Origin of the sequence: Silvania confinis (assembly GCF_025564085.1) — a bacterium.
Lineage (GTDB): Bacteria > Pseudomonadota > Gammaproteobacteria > Enterobacterales > Enterobacteriaceae > Enterobacter > Enterobacter confinis.
Genome location: NZ_JAMGZJ010000078.1, coordinates 725,475 through 744,857, shown reverse-complemented (window position 1 = coordinate 744,857; position 19,383 = coordinate 725,475). Strand labels below are relative to the sequence as shown.

General features: G+C 56.5%; 18 protein-coding genes, 1 other RNA gene and 1 pseudogene. 6 read left to right on the top strand and 14 right to left on the bottom strand.

Annotated elements, in window-relative coordinates:
• Positions 1 to 4 precede the first annotated feature (4 nt).
• The 3 genes from M8013_RS21455 to M8013_RS21445 all read right to left on the bottom strand — a co-directional run bounded on the left by M8013_RS21455 (position 5) and on the right by M8013_RS21445 (position 2,180).
• Positions 5 to 673, bottom strand: a complete 669-nt coding sequence (locus tag M8013_RS21455; protein ID WP_271269779.1) for a methionine ABC transporter permease — start codon at positions 671 to 673, stop codon at positions 5 to 7.
• Positions 666 to 1,688 (bottom strand): methionine ABC transporter ATP-binding protein, encoded by a 1,023-nt coding sequence (locus M8013_RS21450; RefSeq protein ID WP_271269778.1) that lies wholly within the window; start codon positions 1,686 to 1,688, stop codon positions 666 to 668. Before M8013_RS21450 ends, M8013_RS21455 begins: the two co-directional genes overlap by 8 nt.
• A 222-nt stretch (positions 1,689 to 1,910) precedes the next feature.
• On the bottom strand, positions 1,911 to 2,180 hold the full coding sequence (locus M8013_RS21445; protein ID WP_271269777.1) for a hypothetical protein: 270 nt from the start codon (positions 2,178 to 2,180) through the stop codon (positions 1,911 to 1,913).
• Here M8013_RS21445 and ynhH point away from each other — a divergent pair.
• The 3 genes from ynhH (at position 2,120) to M8013_RS21435 (ending at position 4,298) form a co-directional block, all read left to right on the top strand.
• Positions 2,120 to 2,323, top strand: a complete 204-nt coding sequence (gene ynhH, locus M8013_RS23650; RefSeq protein ID WP_418939554.1) for a protein YnhH — start codon at positions 2,120 to 2,122, stop codon at positions 2,321 to 2,323. The genes M8013_RS21445 and ynhH overlap by 61 nt on opposite strands.
• 7 nt (positions 2,324 to 2,330) lie before the next feature.
• Positions 2,331 to 3,752: a pyruvate kinase PykF gene (gene pykF / locus M8013_RS21440; RefSeq protein WP_271269776.1), complete on the top strand. Its 1,422-nt coding sequence runs from the start codon at positions 2,331 to 2,333 to the stop codon at positions 3,750 to 3,752.
• A gap of 309 nt (positions 3,753 to 4,061) precedes the next feature.
• Complete coding sequence (locus tag M8013_RS21435) at positions 4,062 to 4,298, top strand: major outer membrane lipoprotein (RefSeq protein WP_012017161.1); 237 nt, start codon at positions 4,062 to 4,064, stop codon at positions 4,296 to 4,298.
• A 9-nt stretch (positions 4,299 to 4,307) separates the two neighbouring features.
• On the opposite strand, the pseudogene M8013_RS23710 reads toward M8013_RS21435, so the two are convergent.
• The 8 genes and pseudogenes from M8013_RS23710 to sufA all read right to left on the bottom strand — a co-directional run.
• Positions 4,308 to 4,355, bottom strand: a pseudogene (locus tag M8013_RS23710) (hypothetical protein); the annotation flags it as partial.
• Between the two features lie 4 nt (positions 4,356 to 4,359).
• Complete coding sequence (ldtE, locus tag M8013_RS21430) at positions 4,360 to 5,358, bottom strand: L,D-transpeptidase LdtE (RefSeq protein WP_271269775.1); 999 nt, start codon at positions 5,356 to 5,358, stop codon at positions 4,360 to 4,362.
• 97 nt (positions 5,359 to 5,455) lie between these two features.
• Positions 5,456 to 5,872: a cysteine desulfuration protein SufE gene (gene sufE, locus M8013_RS21425; protein WP_271269774.1), complete on the bottom strand. Its 417-nt coding sequence runs from the start codon at positions 5,870 to 5,872 to the stop codon at positions 5,456 to 5,458.
• A gap of 14 nt (positions 5,873 to 5,886) precedes the next feature.
• Positions 5,887 to 7,107: a cysteine desulfurase SufS gene (gene sufS, locus M8013_RS21420; RefSeq protein WP_271269773.1), complete on the bottom strand. Its 1,221-nt coding sequence runs from the start codon at positions 7,105 to 7,107 to the stop codon at positions 5,887 to 5,889.
• The gene (sufD, locus tag M8013_RS21415; RefSeq protein WP_271269772.1) at positions 7,104 to 8,375 is read right to left on the bottom strand and encodes a Fe-S cluster assembly protein SufD; all 1,272 of its coding nucleotides are present in this window, start codon (positions 8,373 to 8,375) and stop codon (positions 7,104 to 7,106) included. Before sufD ends, sufS begins: the two co-directional genes overlap by 4 nt.
• Positions 8,350 to 9,096: a Fe-S cluster assembly ATPase SufC gene (sufC, locus tag M8013_RS21410; protein WP_271269771.1), complete on the bottom strand. Its 747-nt coding sequence runs from the start codon at positions 9,094 to 9,096 to the stop codon at positions 8,350 to 8,352. The genes sufD and sufC overlap by 26 nt, the downstream gene beginning before the upstream one ends.
• Positions 9,097 to 9,112: 16 nt before the next feature.
• Positions 9,113 to 10,600 carry a Fe-S cluster assembly protein SufB gene (gene sufB, locus M8013_RS21405; protein WP_271269770.1) on the bottom strand — a complete coding sequence of 496 codons (1,488 nt, stop codon included), beginning with the start codon at positions 10,598 to 10,600 and terminating at the stop codon, positions 9,113 to 9,115.
• Positions 10,601 to 10,608: 8 nt separating this feature from the next.
• Positions 10,609 to 10,977, bottom strand: a complete 369-nt coding sequence (gene sufA, locus M8013_RS21400; RefSeq protein ID WP_271269769.1) for a Fe-S cluster assembly scaffold SufA — start codon at positions 10,975 to 10,977, stop codon at positions 10,609 to 10,611.
• 493 nt (positions 10,978 to 11,470) lie between these two features.
• On the opposite strand from sufA, the gene M8013_RS21395 reads away from it, so the two are divergent.
• Positions 11,471 to 11,716 (top strand): Lrp/AsnC ligand binding domain-containing protein, encoded by a 246-nt coding sequence (locus M8013_RS21395; RefSeq protein ID WP_336264455.1) that lies wholly within the window; start codon positions 11,471 to 11,473, stop codon positions 11,714 to 11,716.
• A 170-nt stretch (positions 11,717 to 11,886) separates the two neighbouring features.
• Here the strand turns inward: M8013_RS21395 and menI are convergent, their stop codons facing one another.
• Both menI and ydiJ read right to left on the bottom strand, forming a co-directional pair.
• Positions 11,887 to 12,297, bottom strand: a complete 411-nt coding sequence (menI, locus tag M8013_RS21390; protein ID WP_271269768.1) for a 1,4-dihydroxy-2-naphthoyl-CoA hydrolase — start codon at positions 12,295 to 12,297, stop codon at positions 11,887 to 11,889.
• On the bottom strand, positions 12,294 to 15,350 hold the full coding sequence (gene ydiJ, locus M8013_RS21385; RefSeq protein WP_271269767.1) for a D-2-hydroxyglutarate dehydrogenase YdiJ: 3,057 nt from the start codon (positions 15,348 to 15,350) through the stop codon (positions 12,294 to 12,296). The genes menI and ydiJ overlap by 4 nt, the downstream gene beginning before the upstream one ends.
• A 207-nt stretch (positions 15,351 to 15,557) precedes the next feature.
• Here ydiJ and ydiK point away from each other — a divergent pair, with 207 nt between their 5' ends.
• Both ydiK and rprA read left to right on the top strand, forming a co-directional pair.
• Positions 15,558 to 16,670 (top strand): AI-2E family transporter YdiK, encoded by a 1,113-nt coding sequence (ydiK, locus tag M8013_RS21380; RefSeq protein WP_271269766.1) that lies wholly within the window; start codon positions 15,558 to 15,560, stop codon positions 16,668 to 16,670.
• Positions 16,671 to 16,859: 189 nt separating this feature from the next.
• An RNA gene (gene rprA / locus M8013_RS21375) (antisense sRNA RprA) lies at positions 16,860 to 16,970 on the top strand.
• A 48-nt stretch (positions 16,971 to 17,018) separates the two neighbouring features.
• Here rprA and M8013_RS21370 read toward each other — a convergent pair.
• Entirely contained in the window at positions 17,019 to 19,382 is a 2,364-nt protein-coding gene (locus tag M8013_RS21370; protein WP_271269765.1) for a glycoside hydrolase family 3 N-terminal domain-containing protein, read from the bottom strand.
• Position 19,383: the final 1 nt, after the last annotated feature.

Sequence of the window (19,383 nt, the reverse complement as noted above, 5' to 3'; positions counted from 1 at the left end):
ATTATTAGCGTTTGTCTAAGACAGAAGTAATGGCATCGCCGCAGAGCTGGATAATGAAAACGATGATTAAAATGGTCACCGTTGCCACCAGCGTGACGTCACCATGGTTGCGCTGGAATCCTTCCAGATAAGCCAGATTTCCCAGACCACCCGCGCCAATCACCCCGGCCATGGCGCTGTAGCTGACCAGCGCAATAAGCGTAACGGTGATACCTGACACCAGCGCAGGCGATGATTCTGGCAGTAAAACCCGAAAAATTAAGGTGCTCAGTCGGGCACCCATCGAGCGGGTCGCCTCAATCACCCCTTTGTCCACTTCACGCAGGGCGATCTCCACCAGACGGGCGTAGAACGGCGCGGCACCGACAATCAGCGCCGGCAGCGCGGCGTTCGCGCCCAGAATGGTGCCGACCACGGTTTTGGTGAAGGGGATCAGCAGGACGATCAGAATGATGAACGGGATGGAACGAAACACGTTCACCACAATGGAGATAACGCTGTACAGCGCGCGGTTGTGAAACAGTCCGCCGCGGGCGGTTAAGAACAGCGCCAGACCGAGGATCAGCCCCAGCACAAAGGTGGCGATGCCTGACAGCGCGGTCATGTACAATGTTTCGAGCGTGGCCGCCCACAGTTGGTCCCATTTCAGGTGCGGAAAAAGTGTCTCAGCCATGCTTAATTACCTCGCCTTCAATATCACTGTGCTGCAAATCGGCGAGGATATTGTTCAGTTGTTCTTCCGTGGCCACCACGTGCAGCCACAGCTGACCGAAAACGCCATGGGCGGTTTGGGTCATTTTTCCGTGCAGAATGTTAAACGGCAGGCCGTAGCGCAGCGTCAGTTCACCGACAACCGGCTTATGGGTGCTGTGTCCGGTAAAGGTCAGCTTAATGACCGTGCCTTCCAGATCGTTCGCCAGCTCGGTGTTAAAGGTCTCTTCTTCAGCGTACTGGCTCACCTGGCGGACAAACTGCTGGGTGATGGCCTGCTGCGGATGGGTAAATACCTGCAGCACCTCGCCCTCTTCCACCACTTTGCCGTTCTCCATGACCGCCACGCGGTCGCAAATTTTACGCACCACGTGCATCTCATGTGTGATGAGGACAATGGTCAGGCCGAAGCGGCGGTTAATATCCAGCAGCAGATCGAGGATTTGATCGGTGGTCTGCGGATCCAGCGCCGAGGTGGCTTCATCGCAGAGCAGCACGTCAGGGTTGTTGGCCAGCGCACGGGCAATGCCGACACGCTGCTTTTGGCCGCCGCTCAACTGGGACGGGTAAGCCTGTTCGCGACCTTTCAGGCCAACCAACTCTACCAGCTCGGCAACGCGGGCTTTAATTTTGGCTTTTGGCACACCGGCAATCTGCATCGAGAACGCAATGTTCTCGTTAACCGTGCGCGACCACAGCAGGTTGAAGTGCTGAAACACCATGCTGATTTTCAGTCGCGCCTGGCGCAGGGCTTCGCCCTTTGCCGCTGAAATGTCATGGCCGTTAATGGTGACGCTGCCGGTGGTCGGTTGTTCCAGACCGTTCAACAGGCGGATCAAGGTACTTTTTCCGGCGCCGCTGTAGCCAATAATGCCGTAAATCTGCCCCTGCTCAACAGAGAGGTTCACACTATCAACGGCCGTCAGCGACACTTTTCCGTTGTCAAAAATCTTCGAAATATTCCTGAGAACAATCATTCTTATTGTTATCCGAGCCGCATTTAGCGGTTTAGCAGTATGGATGTCCAAACGATAGTAAGCAGCAGTTATCATTTTTTAAATGACCAAAAAGGAATAGATATATAACCAAAAGATATATGGCGCACGCAGACTGGCGCAAAGCCCGGCTACGGCAAATAGTTGATTTTCAGATATGAATAGTCACTGTGCGGAAATATCCGGTAGCACGTTGCGCAACGTTCAACAAAAAATGCAAAAACCAATACGAATGTTTAGGTATTTGCCCGCAGTTTTGCTTAACGTCGTTTTCACCAGCGCGAACCTTAACGCCTTGATAACAATCCTTTGTGAATCTGCACATAAAATTTTTGAAACGCTGTTTTCATTTTCCTTTTGCGTATTTTTCAGCGTATAATGCGCCCCTAATTCCTGATGAATGGTTTCAGCGCTTGGACTGCAAAAAAAGACGCATACAACTTCCTCTCCTCTGTTGGGCTGAAACTCAGGCACACATTCCTCGGCACGCTCATTTGATGTCACCTATTCTTAGTGCGTGCCATCGTAGATTTCGCAATACAGGTTTAACTCCACGGCAGTGCGCCCCCGGAGTGATATTTCCCAATCCTTCTCAACTTTCTCAACTTAAAGACTAAGACTGTCATGAAAAAGACGAAAATTGTTTGCACCATCGGCCCGAAAACCGAATCTGAAGAGATGCTGACCAAAATGCTGGACGCCGGCATGAACGTTATGCGTCTGAACTTCTCTCACGGCGACTATGCTGAGCACGGCCAGCGTATCCAGAATCTGCGCAACGTCGTTAGCAAGACCGGTAAAAAAGCAGCAATCCTGCTGGACACCAAAGGTCCGGAAATCCGTACCATTAAGCTGGAAGGCGGCAACGACGTTGCGCTGAAAGCGGGCCAGACTTTCACCTTCACCACTGACAAGTCCGTAGTCGGCAACAGCGAAACCGTTGCTGTGACCTACGAAGGCTTCACCAGCGATCTGTCCGTTGGCAACACCATTCTGGTGGATGACGGCCTGATCGGCATGGAAGTCACCGCCATCGAAGGCAAAAACGTAGTCTGTAAAGTGCTGAACAACGGCGACCTGGGCGAAAACAAAGGCGTTAACCTGCCGGGCGTTTCCATCGCGCTGCCAGCACTGGCTGAAAAAGACAAACAGGATCTGATCTTCGGTTGTGAGCAAGGCGTTGACTTCGTTGCTGCCTCTTTCATCCGTAAGCGTTCTGACGTGGTTGAAATCCGTGAGCACCTGAAAGCCCACGGCGGCGAGCACATCCAGATCATCTCCAAAATCGAAAACCAGGAAGGCCTGAACAACTTCGACGAAATCCTCGAAGCATCTGACGGCATCATGGTGGCACGTGGTGACCTGGGCGTTGAGATCCCGGTTGAAGAAGTTATCTTCGCGCAGAAGATGATGATCGAGAAGTGTGTTCGCGCGCGTAAAGTGGTTATCACCGCGACGCAGATGCTGGACTCAATGATCAAAAACCCACGTCCAACCCGCGCTGAAGCAGGCGACGTTGCCAACGCCATCCTCGACGGTACCGATGCAGTGATGCTGTCTGGTGAATCCGCGAAGGGTAAATACCCGCTGGAAGCTGTGACCATCATGGCAACCATCTGCGAACGTACTGACCGCGTGATGACCAGCCGTCTGGACAACAACAACGACAGCCGTAAGATGCGCATCACCGAAGCAGTCTGCCGCGGTGCGGTTGAAACCGCTGAGAAACTGGAAGCGCCACTGATCGTTGTCGCTACCCAGGGCGGTAAATCCGCTAAAGCTGTGCGTAAATACTTCCCGAACGCGACCATTCTGGCGCTGACCACCAACGAAATCACTGCCCGTCAGCTGGTGCTGAGCAAAGGTATCGTTCCACACCTGGTGAAAGAGATCGCGTCTACTGACGATTTCTACCGTCTGGGTAAAGAAGTTGCCCTGCAGCTGGTTGAACGTGGCCTGGCGCAGAAAGGTGACGTTGTGGTGATGGTTTCTGGTGCGCTGGTACCAAGCGGAACCACCAATACTGCATCTGTTCACGTGCTGTAATAATTCAGAAAGAATTAATTCGCTTAAAAAGCGTCCCTCGGGACGCTTTTTTATTTCCGCTATCAAACAAACTTATTAAAAAATCAAATCGAGTTTCTCTATTTAACGGGTGCGTTTTCTAAGATGAATCCGATGAAAATGGTCTGTTTTAATACAGCATTTTTAATGAAATAGCCAAAACAGATGCTTCTTTGAGCGAACGATCAAAAATAGGCGTATTCCCATCAAAAAAATATTCTCAACCTAAAAAACTTTGTGTAATACTTGTAACGCTACATGGAGATTAACTCAATCTAGAGGGTATTAATAATGAATCGTACTAAACTGGTACTGGGCGCGGTAATCCTGGCTTCTACTATGCTTGCTGGTTGTTCAAGCAATGCTAAAATCGATCAACTGTCTTCTGACGTTCAGACTCTGAACGCTAAAGTTGATCAGCTGAGCAACGACGTGAACGCAATGCGTTCTGACGTTCAGGCTGCTAAAGACGACGCAGCACGCGCTAACCAGCGTCTGGACAACCAGGCTACTAAATACCGTAAGTAATAGTACCTGTTAATAAAAATGGCGCACATTGTGCGCCATTTTTTTTGCCCCGCATTTGCCTTCACTGCAGCGCCTGCGTCACCGCCACCGGCACCTCACGGTTAAGCGCTGACTGCCCGGTACTCTCGACCACCGGCCCTTCCCCTGTCGACACCGCTACCGGGATCCCTGCCCGACGCGACAAGGCCTTGTTGACCAGCACTTTATCGCTACCCTGCTCCGCCACAAAGGATGCCAGACCCGCGGGTTGCGCAATCGGAACCGTTTGTGGGTTTTCACCTTCCAGCATGGCCAACGGGCGATGCACCTCAACGTAGCGCTTACCGTCCGGCTCCACCGAGAACTTCACCGGCTCATTAATAATTTGCACCCGCGTGCCAACAGAAGCCTGCGCGAACAGCGCTTTGATGTCAGGGGCATTCATGCGCATACAGCCGGAGCTGACGCGCAGCCCGACGCTGTCCGGGGCGCTGGTGCCGTGAATGAGGTATTCACCGTTACCGATGCCCAGACGTAGCGCATAGCGCCCTAGCGGGTTATTTGGCCCTGCGGGTACTACCGGGGGCAGTTTGATGCCCTGAGCTAATGAGCGTGCTCTGATGCCCGCTGTCGGCGTCCAGGTCGGATTGGGGATTTTCTGGCTGACGCGGGTGATCGACACCGGCGTCTCCAGCCCTAACTGACCAATCCCCAACGGATAAACCTGCACGCTGTTTTCACCCGGTGGGAAGTAGTACAGCCGCAGTTCCGCCAGGTTCACCACAATGCCTTCACGCGGCGTATCCGGGAGCAGCATTTGCGTCGGGATGGTGATCACCGTCCCGGGCGCCGGATAGACCGGTGCAATGGTGTTATTGGTTTCAAGGATGATATGGGCGGCAGTATTAAACCGGCGCGCGATGGCCTGCAGGTTATTATCGCCTTCCTGAATGGTGTAGGTCTGATTTTGCCCAATCAGGCGGCTACCTGCCGGGGGCAAGGGATAATCCATCGCTCTGACGCTATTAACCGCACTGAGCGAACCGAAAAGAATAAGAGTGATAAGAGACGCGCGCTTCATACTGAGATTCCTTATGCACTGACAGAACGTCAGAAAGCTGAAAAACCAGCGAGGCGGGAACCGCCTCGCGAAACAGAATGAGAGCTGTCCTGATAGTTTAGCTAATGTTGGCGGCTTTGGAGCGGATTGCGCGGATCATCGCTTCCAGCCCCTGCGAGCGGGAGGGCGTTAAGTGCTGGGCCAGCGCCATCTGTTCAAACCACGGGCGCACGTCAAAAGCAGCAATATCCTGAGCGGACATCTGCTGGTAGAGAATAAACACTACCGCGATAAGGCCTTTTACAATTGCCGCATCGCTGTCGCCGGTTAATTCAATCACCCCGGCCTCGTTCTGGCGCATGACGATCCACACCTGACTCTGACAGCCCTGAATACTGTTTTCCGGGCGGTGCTCGTCCTCACTGAGCGCAGGCATGCGCTGCCCCAGCTCAATAATATAGAGGTACTTTTCTTCCCAGTTGGCGCAACGATTAAAGTTGCGCAGTAATTTCTCTTTGTCCGGCAATGCGGCCATCTCTTGCCTCTCTGTTAGCCCAGCAGATGGTGGGTGCGTTTCAGCCCGGCCACCAGTCTGTCGACCTCTTCCATTGTGTTGTACATCACCAGCGATGCGCGGCACATCGCCGGCACCTGATAGAACGCCATCAGCGGCATAGCGCAGTGGTGCCCGGTTCGCACCGCCACCCCGTAGTTATCGAGGAAGCTGCCGACGTCGTAAGCATGATGTTTGCCGAGGTTAAAGGCAATCACCCCCAATCGGTTAGCGGGGCCATACAGCTTGAGATCCGGCACGCTGGCAAGCTCTGCCAACGCATACTGCATCAGCACCTGCTCGTACTCCGCAATGGCCTCAAGGCCAATAGCAGAAACGTACTCAATGGCAGCCCCGAGCCCGATAATACCCCCGGTATTGGGGGTCCCGGCCTCAAAACGCCAGGGTGCGCGGGCGTAGGTAGTGCCTTCGCTCAGGCTGACGGTGGCGATCATCGATCCGCCCCCTTCCCACGGCGGCATCGCCTGCAGAATTTCGTCTTTAACGTACAGCACGCCGATCCCAGTTGGCCCGTACAGCTTATGCCCGGAGAAAACGTAGAAATCGCAGTCCAGCGCCTGCACGTCCACCTGATGGTGCATCACCGCCTGGGCACCATCCACCAGCACTTTTGCACCGACCTGATGGGCTTTGGCGATGATCTCCGCCACCGGGTTTTCGGTGCCTAGCACGTTCGAAACCTGCGTGATGGCGACCAGCCGGGTGCGTTCATCCAGCAGAGTATCCAGTTGCTCAAGCTGCAGGGTGCCGTCGTCGTTCAGTGGGATCACCCTCAGCTCTGCGCCCACGCGCTCGCACAGCATCTGCCAGGGGACGATATTCGCGTGGTGCTCCATCTGGCTTATGAGGATATTCTCCCCGGCGTGCACCTGATCGCTGCCCCAGCTGTTGGCCACCAGGTTGATCCCTTCCGTGGTGCCGCGCACAAACACCAGCTCTTCCGGCGAGCGGGTATTGAGAAACGCGCCAATCTGGGTACGGACATTCTCCATCCGCTGCGTGGCTTCCGCGCTGAGGGTATGGATCCCCCGGTGCACCGCCGCGTAACCGTGGCGATAAAATTCCGCTTCGGCATCGATCACCTGCGCAGGCTTTTGTGCGCTGGCGGCGCTGTCGAGATAGGCAAGCGGCAGACCGTTCACTTCACGGGTCAGGACGGGAAAATCCGCCCGCACTTTCTCTACGGGGAAACTCATGCGCTACCTCCAGGCAGACGCTGGCCGATACGCTCCAGCACCTGCTGTCTTAGCGTTTCATCGCCGAGCGCTTCGGTCAGCTCAGCGGCAAACGCATAAATGATCATCTTCTGTGCCGCTTGCTGATCGATCCCGCGCGAGCGCAGATAGAACATCTGTTCATCATCAATTCGCCCGACCGTCGCGCCGTGGCTGCACTTCACGTCATCGGCATAAATCACCAGCTGCGGTTTGGTGTCCACCTCTGCCAGACGCCCCAGCAGCAGGTTGTTGTTGGTCATCTGGCCATCGGTTTTAATGGCGTGCTGGGCGACGTTAATCAGCCCGTTAAACACCGCCCTGCCTTTATCGCTGACGATGGTTTTATGCAGCTGACGGCTGTTGCAGTAGCCTTTGTTGTGCTCGAGCCAGGTACGGGTGTCGCACACTTCATTTTTCACCGGCATCGCCAGGCTGTTAATGCGCAGCGTGGTGTTCTCGCCGTTAAGCTGGGTGCTGGTGTTGTGACGCAGCACCGCCCCGCCGAGCAGGAAGCTGTGGCTGAACGCCGAGGCGTCGGCCGCAAGCTGAATGTCGTTGTGGGCAAAGTGGTGGCTCGCGGCATTTTCAAACGCCAGCTTGATGTGATGCAGGCGAGCGTTGGCCGCCACGTTCATCGTCAGGCGCGCGCCGGTAAAATGCCGCGCCGGGGTCAGACTGACGTAATGCTCAACGATCGTCGCTTCGGCCCCTTCGGCCAGCGTCAGGTGGTGGCGGTAGTGAGCGGTATTGATCTCCTCGCCCTCCAGCCCCTGGGTAATGTGCAGCAACAGCAGCGGCTTAGCCGGCCGTTGGTTACGCTTCACGCTGATATGGGTGACGCTTTGCGCCAGGCTTTCAGTGAGATGTAAAAACAGCTCAGGCTGAATCGGGGCGGTTAAATCCTGACGCTCGTCGTTGAGCGTAATCTCAAACCCGCAATCGTCGGTGCTGTCGCTCAGCGCCGGGCTAAAGCGCCCGTCAACGAACACCAGCCGCGTGGCATCAAGCTGAAGCGCCAGCGCGTCGCGTCCGGCCGCATCGACCTCGGCGAGTCGGGAGACAAACTGGCCGTTGGTCAGCCCCTCCAGCGGGGTGTATTTCCAGTCTTCGTGTTTGCGCGTCGGCAAGCCCAAGCGCAGCATCTGCTGCAGGTGCTGTTGCGCCTGCTCAGAGCGGATTTCACCCTGCGCCTCAAACAGACGGTGCCACTGTTGCAGCGCGTTACTGCTGTTCGCTAAGCCAGCCATAGCCCTGCTCCTCCAGCTGTTTCACCAGCGAGAAATCACCGGATTTCACAATCCGTCCCTGATACAACACGTGCACAAAGTCCGGCTTGATGTAGTCAAGAATACGCTGATAGTGGGTGACGATGATGAACGAGCGCTTGCCGTCGCGCAGAGCGTTGACACCATCGGCGACGATTTTCAGGGCGTCGATGTCCAGCCCGGAGTCGGTTTCATCGAGGATGCACAGCTCTGGCTCCAGCACTGCCATCTGCAGAATGTCGTTGCGTTTCTTCTCGCCACCAGAGAAACCGACGTTGACCGAGCGGGTCAGCAGGTCTTCCGGCATTTTCAGCAGCTGGATTTTCTCTTCCATCAGATCCTGAAAATCGAAGCGATCCAGCGCCTCTTCGCCGCGGTACTTACGCACCGCATTCAGTGCGGTCTGCAAAAAGAACTGATTGCTGACGCCGGGGATTTCTACCGGGTACTGGAAGGCCATAAAGATGCCTTCGCCCGCGCGATCTTCGGGCGACAGCTCAAGCAGATCTTTACCTTTAAAATCGACGGAACCCCCGACGACTTCGTAATCCTCACGCCCGGCCAGCGTGGCTGAGAGCGTACTTTTCCCCGAGCCGTTCGGCCCCATAATGGCGTGGACTTCGCCCGGGCGCACCTCAAGGCTCAGACCGCGCAGGATCGCTTTATCTTCCACACTGACCTGTAAATCTTTAATGCTTAACATGTGCTTTCCTTAATGCTTAACCGACGCTGTGTTCAAGGCTAATCGCCAGTAATTTCTGTGCTTCCACGGCAAATTCCAGCGGCAGTTCAGAGAAGACGTCCTTACAGAAGCCGTTTACGATCATCGAGATGGCATCTTCTTCGCTGATGCCGCGCTGCAGGCAGTAGAACAGCTGATCTTCGCCAATGCGCGAGGTGGTGGCTTCATGTTCCAGCTGGGCGCTGTTGTTACGGCACTCGACGTACGGGAAGGTATGTGCCCCGCAGTCCGGGCCGATCAGCATCGAGTCACACTGGGTAAAGTTACGCGCGTTGGTGGCGGTCGGCATGATTTTGACCAGCCCGCGATAGCTGTTCTGGCTTTTACCCGCCGAGATCCCTTTCGAGATGATGGTGGATTTGGTGTTTTTACCAATGTGGATCATCTTGGTGCCGGTGTCGGCCTGCTGATGTCCGCTGGTCAGCGCCACGGAGTAAAACTCACCGATCGAGTTGTCGCCGCGCAGAATGCAGCTCGGGTATTTCCAGGTGATGGCCGAACCGGTTTCCGACTGGGTCCACGACATTTTACTGTTCTCACCTTCACACAGGGCGCGTTTGGTGACGAAGTTCAGAATGCCGCCGGTATTGCCATCCCCCGGGAACCAGTTCTGCACCGTCGAGTATTTCACTTCGGCGTCTTTGTGGATGATCACTTCCACCACCGCCGCGTGCAGCTGATAGCTGTCGCGAACCGGGGCGGAACACCCCTCGATATAGCTGACGTAGCTGCCTTCATCCGCCACGAGGATCGTGCGCTCAAACTGGCCGGTTTTCTCGGCGTTGATACGGAAATAGGTTGAAAGCTCCATCGGGCAACGCACGCCTTTCGGCACGTAGATAAAGGTGCCGTCGGAGGCTACCGCCGCGTTGAGGGCGGCAAAGAAGTTGTCGTTGCCGGGCACCACAGTGCCGAGGTATTTCTTGATAAGCTCCGGGTGATCGTGAATGGCTTCGCCAAACGAACAGAAGATGATCCCCTGCTCACCGAGCTTTTCCCGGTAGGTAGTGGCGACGGAGACGGAGTCGAAGATGGCATCGACCGCCACCTCTCGCCCTTCGCGCACCGGCACGCCGAGCTGCTCGAAGGCATCTTCCACCTCTTTGCTCAGGAAGGCATTCGCTCCGGTCTGCTGCACCGCACCGGGCTCCGAGGCGCAGGTGTCGTCGCAGTTACCGCAGGACGGTGCGGAGTAGTAGCTGTAATCCTGATAGTTAAGCTTGTCGTAGTGCGCCTTCAGCCAGTGCGGCTCTTCCATCTCCAGCCACGCTTTAAACGCATTCAGGCGGAATTCGAGCATCCACTCGGGTTCGTTGCGCTTCGCAGAGATGGCGCGAATGACCTCTTCGTTGATCCCTTTTGCCAGCTCATCGGTCTGCAAATGGGTAAAGAAGCCTTCTTTATAATTCAGATGGCCGCCGGACCAGGTGTTGACATCGTCAGTTGCTTCAGTTTGTCGAGACATAATACCGCCTATACCCCAAAACTTTCGCCGCAGCCGCATTCGTTCTGGGCTTTCGGGTTATTGAATTTGAATAACTGGTTTAAGCCTTCGCGCACGTAATCCACTTCCGTGCCGTCAATAAACGGCATCGCCTGCAGGGGCACGTACAGCCTTGCGCCGTCACGCTCGAAGACCAGATCGTCGTTCTCCGGCTCCGTGACGGTACCCAGCACATAGCCAAAACCGGCACAGCCAGTGGTTTTGACACTTAAGCGCACCCCGATCAGGCCGGGTTGTTTACTCACCAGCTCGCAAATATGCTTCGCCGCCGTGGGCGTTAATGACAGTCCGCGCCACGTGAAATCAGCCGGATTGAACGTTTCTGAATGCAGTTCCATAGGTCCACCTTATGTATTGCGCCATCAGGGCATAACACCATGTTAGTGATAACGATTATCACTTCAACCCCCTGACAGCAGGGACTTTCGCCGTAATCGCCCTTTTTGGTGACTTTTATTAAGCATAGACCCTGCGCGAAGGGTTATCAGGGTTCGATTTTTTTCTGCAATGCTTTGATTATTAATCAATTTAGAAAGGCTAATCGACGAAAACGGTAACAAAGGAAAAGATGTATAGGGAATGCCTATTTTTGAGATAGGGGTAAAAAAAATTTTAGCCGTAGGCAATAACAACCAAATCAAACAGTTATATTGCGGGCTCCAGCATAATCATGGGCTTGCCGCACAACAATTGGGCCGGATGTCATCATCCGGCCCCGATTATTTACTCCATCGCGTGCTGAGCGTGCTCATTTCTGGCGCTAAGCTGCGCCAGAATGGCCAGCCAGAGGACGATTGCACCGGTGGCGAGGGCGAGTAAAGCAAGTGGCAAATAAACTCCATTAGGGGACTGAAATTTACCCGTCGGCCCGAAGGGGAAGAACTGCATACCGTTGCCGGGGATGGGTGCGTATTGATCAAAGTGCGGGCAAATGACACGGAGTCGTTAGAGAATTTCCTGACAGCGATACGCATTCAGCGTAACGCCCAAAAAAGAAAACCCTTAAGACTACCGAAGGCAATCTTAAGGGTTCCTTACTCCATCCGGCGCTTATCTCCGGCACTCTTCATGGCTTAGCTCTTGAAGGAGCATCGGAATAGTCTCATAAATACGGGGCGCGGCTTTCACATAAAGGGCGGTTCCGACCAGCAGGCCTTCTGGAATTGCCGGGCGGCGCTGCGCTTGCCCGGCCTACATTTACGCCGTGTTCGTAGGCCCGTGCAAGCGAAGCGCCGCCGGGCAGCCTTTTATACCACAGCGGTAGTCAAGCGCGAGGAGCAGCACAGGCGTTCCTGCTCATCAAGAATGTCAATCTGCCACACCTGATGACGGCTACCGGTGTGCAGGGCGCGACAGACGCCGCGCACTCGCCCGCTGCGCACCGAGCGCAGATGGTTGGCGTTAACCTCCACCCCCACCACCTTCTGGTCGCCTTCGGTGCAGAGATAGCCTGCCACCGAGCCCAGCGTTTCGGCCAGCACCACTGACGCGCCGCCGTGCAGCAGCCCAAACGGCTGATGGGTGCGGCTGTCCACCGGCATGGTCGCTTCCAGTTCGTTATCACCGATGCGGGTAAACTGGATATCCAGCAGACCGACCATATTGCCTTCGCTCATGGCGTTTAACGCCTGTAGCGTGACCGCACGTTTCCAGATCATCCCATAATCTCCAGTAAAGCCTGCAATGGATGGCGGACGCCGCTGCCCTCGACGCGTTTCACCTGGCTGCGACAGGAGTAGCCCGTCGCCAGGCAGCGATTGCGCGGCAGTCGCTGCATCGCCTGTTGCCAGCTGAGTTCGTAGATCCCCAGCGAGTTGGCGTGATTCACCACCTCATGCCCGTAAGTCCCGGCCATGCCGCAGCAGCCAACGCTGACGCTTTCGAGCTTTGCGCCAAAGCGGGCAAAGATCGACGACCACTGTGCAGGTGCGCCCGGCAGCGCGGTCACTTCCGTGCAGTGTCCGAACAGATACCAGGCTTCACCGCTGGTTTCTCGGGTGACCAGAGCATTCACAATCGCCGGGAGCCATTCGTGCACCAGCATGACGTTGAAATCGCCACGCTTATCACCGAGCGTCTGCTTATATTCATCGCGATAGCAGAGCACCAGCGCCGGATCGACGCCAACCATCGGCATCCCCAGCAGCGCGACCCGGTTAAGGAAGTCAGAGGTTTTTTGCGCCGTTTTGGCAAAGCGATTGAGGAAGCCTTTAATGTGCTGGGCCTTGCCGTTCGGCGAGAACGGCAGCAGCACCGGCTGGTAGCCTAAGCGCTCCACCAGGCGGATAAAATCGGCCACCACCTGCGCGTCGTAATAGCTGGTAAACGGATCCTGCACCACCAGCACCGTTTTTGCCTTTTGTTCCGGGCTTAAGGTTTCGAGTTGCTCGAGGGTCAGGTTGGCCGAGCGATGGCCAACCATCTGACGCTGCAACGACGGGGTGGAGAGCAGCGGCAGGTCAATCATACCGATATGCTTCCCGGACAGCTTGCGCACCAGCGGCTGGTTAATAAAGAAGTTGAAGGTTTTCGGCGCACGCGCCATCAGCGGGGCATAGCTTTCGACCGTTGCCACCAGATGATCGCGCACCGGGCGCAGGTAGCGGGTGTGATAGAGCTGCAGGAAGCGCGAGCGGAACTCCGGTACGTCGATCTTGATCGGGCACTGGGTAGAACAGGCTTTACAGGCCAGACAGCCGGACATGGCCTCTTTCACTTCGTGGGAAAAATCGTACTCCCCTTTGCGCGCATGCCAGCTGTTGCGGGTCCGCTCAACGAGAGTACGCAGGCTGGCGCGTTTTTCTGGCAGATCTTTTTCCAGCGCCAGCGGATCCACGCCGCGGTCGGCCAGCAGACGCAGCCACTCGCGTACCAGCGTCGCTCGGCCTTTCGGGGAGTGGATGCGATTGCTGGTAATCTTCATCGACGGACACATCGGGCTTTTGGCATCAAAGTTAAAGCACAGGCCGTTGCCGTTACACTCCATCGCCCCGCGCCAGGATGAGCGCACCGCAATTGGGATCTGGCGATCATAGGTGCCGCGTTTGACTGCATCCACCTGCATCATCGGCACGTCAACGCCCGCAGGCGGGCAGATCTTGCCTGGGTTAAGGCGGTTATTCGGGTCGAAGGCGGCTTTGATTTTGCGCAGCTCGGCGTACAGTTGCTCGCCAAAGAAGGCCGGGCTGTACTCGGCGCGGAAGCCTTTGCCATGTTCACCCCATAGCAGGCCGCCGTATTTTGCGGTGAGCGTAACCACGTCATCGGAGATCTTTTTCATCAGGATCTCCTGCTGCGGATCGCACATGTCCAGCGCCGGGCGAACGTGCAGCACCCCGGCATCCACATGGCCGAACATGCCGTAGCTCAGGCCGTGGCTGTCGAGCAGCGCGCGGAACTCCACAATATAGTCCGCCAGATGTTCCGGCGGCACGCAGGTGTCCTCGGCAAATGGGATCGGTTTGGCCGCGCCTTTGGCGTTGCCCAGCAGCCCGACCGCTTTTTTGCGCATCGCGTAGATACGCTCGATGCCGGAAAGCTCCTGGCACAGCTGCCAGCCAATCACCCCGCCCTCACCGAGCGCCATCAGCTCATCCAGACGCTGACACAAACTGGTCACCTGACTGTCGATCAGTTCGCCGTCATCGCCGGCAAACTCAACGATGTTCAGGCCCAGCATCTCTTTATCGGGCACGTCGGTAATCAGCTCGCTGACCGAGTGCCAGACGATATCTTCCCGCGCCAGATTCAGCACTTTTGAGTCGACGGTTTCCACCGACAGCGCACGGGCATCGACCATAAACGGTGCGTTGCGCAGGGCAGAGTCAAAGGAGTTGTACTTCACGTTCACCAGCCGACGCACTTTCGGCAGCCGGGTGATGTCGAGGCGCGCCTCGGTGATCATCGCCAGCGTCCCTTCTGAACCGGTCAGGATGCGGGTCAGGTCGAACTGGCTCAGATCGTCATTAAACACATGGCGCAGATCGTAGCCGGTAAGAAAGCGGTTCAGTTTTGGAAATTTATCAATAATGAGCTGACGGTTATCGCGGCAGCTGTCCAGCACGGTGCGGTAGATCCGCCCGCTGGTGGTGGTGTCGTTGCCGAGCGTTTCGGCAAGCTCAACCGGCATCGGCTGGGTATCAAGAATATCGCCGCCCAGCAATACCGCCCGCACGCCGAGCACGTGATCGGAGGTTTTGCCATACACCAGCGAGCCCTGCCCGGAGGCGTCGGTGTTGATCATCCCACCGAGCGTCGCGCGGTTGCTGGTAGAAAGCTCCGGGGCAAAGAAATAGCCGTATGGCTTGAGATACTGATTCAGCTGATCTTTAATCACCCCCGCCTCGACGCGCACCCAGCCCTCTTCAGGGTTGATCTCAATAATGCGGTTCATGTAGCGAGACATATCGACGATGATCCCCTGGTTCAGCGCCTGACCGTTGGTACCGGTGCCGCCGCCGCGAGGGGTGAAGATCAGCGAAGTGAAAAGTTCCTGTGACGCCAGACGGGCAATTAATGCCACATCAGCGGTCGAACGGGGGAAAACGACGGCATCGGGAAGTAGCTGGTAGATACTGTTGTCGGTCGCCATCGTCAGCCTGTCGGCGTAACGTGTGGCGGTATCGCCGGTAAAACCCTGTTGCTCCAAAGCCTGCAAAAAATTGAGCACCAGCTGAACGACGCCCGGTGCTTGAGAAATTTGTGGGATCATTACTGTCGACCCTGCCCCATCTAAATTGTTGTAGATAATCGTTTGCGTTGTGTCTCTCAGTTTGTATCACATTTTTTTCTTATGCGCCCGCCAGAATTACAGGCAGAATCTGCCTGTTAAAAATCGCTGAAATCACTAATCATTAGAGTCACGTGGTTTCATGTTCTCACCAGCCATGCTGGTGTCCTTCAAAGGTAAATTCTAACTATGGTCAATCGACATCAGCCCAGGGACGTTGCGCAAGTTTTGCTGTCGGTGCTGTTTCTGGCAATCATGATTATTGCGTGTCTGTGGATTGTTCAACCCTTCGTGCTGGGCTTCGCATGGGCAGGAACCGTGGTGATCGCTACCTGGCCGCTGTTTATCCGCCTTGAGCGCCTGCTGTTTGGTCGCCGTTCGCTGGCGGTGCTGGTGATGACTCTGCTGCTGGTTCTGCTGTTTGTGATCCCGATTGCCCTGCTGGTCAACAGCCTGGTGGACGGCAGCGGTCCGCTGATCACCAGTTTTTCCAGCGGCGATATGTCGCTACCGGATCTGGCGTGGCTGAACGACATTCCGCTGATCGGCGATAAGCTGTATGCCGGCTGGCACAACCTGCTGGAAATGGGCGGCAGCGCAATTATGGCCAAGGTCCGGCCTTACATTGGCGCGACGACCACCTGGTTTGTGGGTACCGCCGCGCATCTTGGCCGCTTTGTGGTTCACTGCGTGCTAATGTTGCTGTTCAGCGCCCTGCTGTACTGGCGCGGTGAGCAGGTGGCACTTGGGGTACGTCATTTTGCGACGCGCCTCGCCTCGGCGCGCGGTGATGCCGCGATGCTGCTGGCGGCGCAGGCTGTCCGGGCGGTTGCTCTGGGTGTGGTGGTGACAGCGCTGGTGCAGTCGGTGCTGGGCGGGATTGGCCTGGCGATTGCTGGCGTGCCTTACGCTACGCTGTTTACGGTGCTGATGCTGTTAACCTGTCTGATGCAGCTTGGGCCGTTAGTGGTGCTGGTCCCGGCCATCATCTGGCTGTACTGGAGCGGTGACACCACCTGGGGCACGGTGCTGCTGGTCTGGAGTTGCGTGGTGGGCACCATGGATAACGTGATCCGTCCGATGCTGATCCGTATGGGTGCCGATTTGCCTTTGATCCTGATCCTCTCCGGCGTGATCGGCGGCCTGATCGCCTTCGGGATGATTGGTCTGTTTATCGGCCCGGTGCTGCTGGCGGTCTCCTGGCGATTGTTCTCTGCCTGGGTGCACGAAGTGCCGATGCCGCAGACCGATCCCGACGTTCTGCTGGCCACCCTTAACGACAAAGAAGAGTTGCCGAAGTAATGTCCCCGCATTCTGGTGGGTTCGCCCACCAGAAAGTTAAGCGTTACTTAACATTCGCTTTTTATTTAACCGCTCCTGAACTGACTTCCCCGCGTAATTGCCTCATTCACCTCACAAAACCTTCACTTCTGTTAAACGATTGAGACGAATCTGATCGACGCAAAAATTCACCATGCCTACTATTAGGTCACGGTTATGAATCAACAACACCTTGATTTATAAGCATGGAAATCCCCTGAGTGAAACAATGAATTGCTGTGTGTAGTCTTTGCCCATCTCCCACGATGGGCTTTTTTTTATCCTGAAATCGGCGAGTCCATTAAAACCCGCCATCACAGTGACTTACCGTTACGCCTTATGCACCACACACTGGCTCAGCATCCGCCAATCGCCAGGCAGTACCCGGGTCTCGCCCGTCGCTTCGACGGTGACCACATCGCGAATGTCCGCTGACGATGCACCCACCTGCAGCTCAAACTCGCCCGGCTCGACGATGCGTTTACCGTCCCGACGGGTGAAGTTGAACAGATCAACCGGCAGCGTGAAGGTGAGCGTAGCGCTTTCCCCCGGTGAGAGGGTGACGCGCTGGAACGCCTTTAACTCCTGCAACGGCCTGACCTGGCTGGCAACCTTGTCCCGGACGTAGACCTGTACCACTTCGCTGCCGCTGCGTTCGCCGCTGTTTTTCACCTCGATACTCAGGGTTACTTCCCCGTCGATCGACACGGTGTTTTGCGCCACGCGCGCCTTGCCCCAGTTGAAGGTGGTCCAGCCCAGACCGAAGCCAAAGGGGTAACGAGCCCCGAAGTGGAACGCGAACGGTGTCCCGCCACTTTTGAGTTTATGGTTGTAATAAAACGGCATCGCTCCGGCACTTTTCGGCACACTGACCACCAGCCTGCCCTGCGGCTCAGCCCGCCCGGTCAGGACATCGGCAATAGCCCAGCCGCCCTCCTGCCCCGGTGCCCACGCCATCATCAGGGCCGCCACGCGATCTTCCAGCCCCTGCAGGTTGTAAGGACGACCGCCGGTCATTACCACCACAACCGGTTTGCCGGTGGCGACCAGCGCTTCCAGCAGTTGCTGCTGTACGCCGGGCAGATTAAGGCTGTCGGTATCCGAACCCTCTCCAACGGTGCCGCTCTGGAACAAACCCGCCAGGTCGCCCACGCAGGCCACCACCAGATCGCTGTCGTTCGCCACCCGCACCGCATGCGGGATCAGACGGATATCGTCAGACACCGGGGACTGCTGCATCGGTTTGCCGCTGCTGTCCCCCGGAAAGACCGGCGCGCCCGCCATCCGTTTTTCGATGATCTGGCACCCTTTGGCGTATTGAACGTGGCTCTCGCCCAGGTAGTGGGTCAGCGCCTGCAGCGGTGTGGTGACCTGGTCAGTCTGTTCCAGCATGTCGCTGATGATCAAATGTACCGGGAAGCTGTAACCGCTCAGCAGCGCCAGCGGATCGTCTGCCGTTGGCCCCACCACCGCCAGGCGGGGTTTGCCGGACAACGGCAAAATGCCGTTATTTTCCAGCAGGGTGATGGAACGGCTGGCCACCTCGCGCGTTTCATCGCTCTGCAAATCAATGCCGTTTTCATCGACATAAGGCTGTTCAAACAGCCCGAGGCGGAATTTCTCCCGCAGCACACGGGTGACAATGGCGTCGATTTGGCTCATCGGGATCAGCCCGCGCGCCACCGCATCTGCCAGATGGCGAGCACAATCATCTTTCGGCAGTTCAACGTCGAGCCCGGCGTTGAACGCCAGCGCCGCCGATTCGGCGGCATCATGGGCAATACCGTGGTGCTGATGCAATAAACTGACGCCGCCGTAATCGGCAACCACGATCCCGTCAAAGCCCCACTGCTCGCGCAGGACGGTGGTCAGCAGGAAGCGATCGCTGTGGCCGGGCTGATTATCGATATCGTGATAGGCAGGCATCACCGATCCGGCATTCGCCAGCTTGACCGCCATCTCAAACGGCAGCAGGAAGGTATCGTTGAGTTCGCTAAAGCCCAGATGCACCGGGGCATGGTTGCGCGCGCCTTCGCTGAACGAGTGGCCGACATAGTGTTTGAGGGTCGCCAGCAGATCGCGCTTGTCACCCTGCAGCCCGTTGACATAAGCAGTTGCCATCACCCCCACCAGCCACGGGTCCTCACCGAATGTCTCTTCCGTACGCCCCCATCGCACGTCGCGGGAGACGTCCAGCACCGGAGCCAGCCCCTGCTGGCAGCCAACCGATCGCGCCTCTTTGCCAATCTGCTGCGCCGCGCGTTTTACCAGCTCGGGATCCCAGGTGGATCCGTAGTTGAGCGACGACGGGAACAGCGTCGCGTCTTTACACAGCAATCCCACCAGACACTCCTCATGGAACAGCGCCGGGATACCGAGCCGCGTCTCCTCCATCATCGTGCGTTGCAGGCGGTTAGCGGCGCGCACCCCTTTTTTGGCTTCGACAATGTGGGTGCCCAGCGGGCGGGTGATCTGTCCGACGCCCAGCTTCAGGCGCTCGTTCAGCGCGGCCTGTTCGCTGACGCCGGCAAACTCATCGCTCAGATCGCTGCGCTCGCGGTGATTGCCCTGTTCATCAAGAATGAGCCAGTAAGCATGCATCTGGGCAAATTTCTCTTCCGGGGTCATACGCGCCAGTAAATCGGCAACGCGTTCATGCACGGGACGGCCCGCGTCCTTGTAGATAGCAGTCATC

Coding starts and splice junctions, on each gene's coding strand:
- M8013_RS21455 (WP_271269779.1), bottom strand. CDS start 673: ATGGCTGAGACACTTTTTCCGCACCTGAAATGGGACCAACTGTGGGCG.
- M8013_RS21450 (WP_271269778.1), bottom strand. CDS start 1,688: ATGATTGTTCTCAGGAATATTTCGAAGATTTTTGACAACGGAAAAGTG.
- pykF (WP_271269776.1), top strand. CDS start 2,331: ATGAAAAAGACGAAAATTGTTTGCACCATCGGCCCGAAAACCGAATCT.
- M8013_RS21435 (WP_012017161.1), top strand. CDS start 4,062: ATGAATCGTACTAAACTGGTACTGGGCGCGGTAATCCTGGCTTCTACT.
- ldtE (WP_271269775.1), bottom strand. CDS start 5,358: ATGAAGCGCGCGTCTCTTATCACTCTTATTCTTTTCGGTTCGCTCAGT.
- sufE (WP_271269774.1), bottom strand. CDS start 5,872: ATGGCCGCATTGCCGGACAAAGAGAAATTACTGCGCAACTTTAATCGT.
- sufS (WP_271269773.1), bottom strand. CDS start 7,107: ATGAGTTTCCCCGTAGAGAAAGTGCGGGCGGATTTTCCCGTCCTGACC.
- sufD (WP_271269772.1), bottom strand. CDS start 8,375: ATGGCTGGCTTAGCGAACAGCAGTAACGCGCTGCAACAGTGGCACCGT.
- sufC (WP_271269771.1), bottom strand. CDS start 9,096: ATGTTAAGCATTAAAGATTTACAGGTCAGTGTGGAAGATAAAGCGATC.
- sufB (WP_271269770.1), bottom strand. CDS start 10,600: ATGTCTCGACAAACTGAAGCAACTGACGATGTCAACACCTGGTCCGGC.
- sufA (WP_271269769.1), bottom strand. CDS start 10,977: ATGGAACTGCATTCAGAAACGTTCAATCCGGCTGATTTCACGTGGCGC.
- menI (WP_271269768.1), bottom strand. CDS start 12,297: ATGATCTGGAAACGTGCGGTCACGCTACAGGCGTTAAACGCCATGAGC.
- ydiJ (WP_271269767.1), bottom strand. CDS start 15,350: ATGATCCCACAAATTTCTCAAGCACCGGGCGTCGTTCAGCTGGTGCTC.
- ydiK (WP_271269766.1), top strand. CDS start 15,558: ATGGTCAATCGACATCAGCCCAGGGACGTTGCGCAAGTTTTGCTGTCG.
- M8013_RS21370 (WP_271269765.1), bottom strand. CDS start 19,382: ATGACTGCTATCTACAAGGACGCGGGCCGTCCCGTGCATGAACGCGTT.